The sequence below is a fragment of the Alsobacter ponti genome (genome assembly GCF_024294805.1).
Lineage (GTDB): Bacteria > Pseudomonadota > Alphaproteobacteria > Rhizobiales > Beijerinckiaceae > Alsobacter > Alsobacter ponti.
Genome location: NZ_JANCLU010000053.1, coordinates 1 through 1,000, shown reverse-complemented (window position 1 = coordinate 1,000; position 1,000 = coordinate 1). Strand labels below are relative to the sequence as shown.

At 50.9% G+C, this 1,000-nt stretch carries 1 rRNA gene; it reads right to left on the bottom strand.

The features are described from left to right. Positions 1 to 968: ribosomal RNA gene (locus NK718_RS21830) — 16S ribosomal RNA — on the bottom strand; the annotation flags it as partial. Between the last annotated feature and the right edge of the window lie 32 nt (positions 969 to 1,000).

Here is a 1,000-nt window from a genome sequence, read left to right as displayed (position 1 = left end):
GTTGCTTCGAATTAAACCACATGCTCCACCGCTTGTGCGGGTCCCCGTCAATTCCTTTGAGTTTCAACCTTGCGGTCGTACTCCCCAGGCGGAGTGCTTAATGCGTTAGCTGCAGCACTAAGGGGCGGAAACCCCCTAACACTTAGCACTCATCGTTTACGGCGTGGACTACCAGGGTATCTAATCCTGTTTGATCCCCACGCTTTCGCACATCAGCGTCAGTTACAGACCAGAAAGTCGCCTTCGCCACTGGTGTTCCTCCATATCTCTGCGCATTTCACCGCTACACATGGAATTCCACTTTCCTCTTCTGCACTCAAGTTTTCCAGTTTCCAATGACCCTCCACGGTTGAGCCGTGGGCTTTCACATCAGACTTAAAAAACCGCCTACGCGCGCTTTACGCCCAATAATTCCGGATAACGCTTGCCACCTACGTATTACCGCGGCTGCTGGCACGTAGTTAGCCGTGGCTTTCTGATTAGGTACCGTCAAGATGTGCACAGTTACTTACACATATGTTCTTCCCTAATAACAGAGTTTTACGATCCGAAGACCTTCATCACTCACGCGGCGTTGCTCCGTCAGGCTTTCGCCCATTGCGGAAGATTCCCTACTGCTGCCTCCCGTAGGAGTCTGGACCGTGTCTCAGTTCCAGTGTGGCCGATCACCCTCTCAGGTCGGCTATGCATCGTTGCCTTGGTAAGCCGTTACCTTACCAACTAGCTAATGCAGCGCGGATCCATCTATAAGTGACAGCAAGACCGTCTTTCACTTTTGAACCATGCGGTTCAAAATATTATCCGGTATTAGCTCCGGTTTCCCGAAGTTATCCCAGTCTTATAGGTAGGTTATCCACGTGTTACTCACCCGTCCGCCGCTAACATCAGAGAAGCAAGCTTCTCGTCCGTTCGCTCGACTTGCATGTATTAGGCACCATTTCATGTGTAGCGGTGAAATGCGCAGAGATATGGAGGAACACCAGTAGCGAGAGGAAAAGAA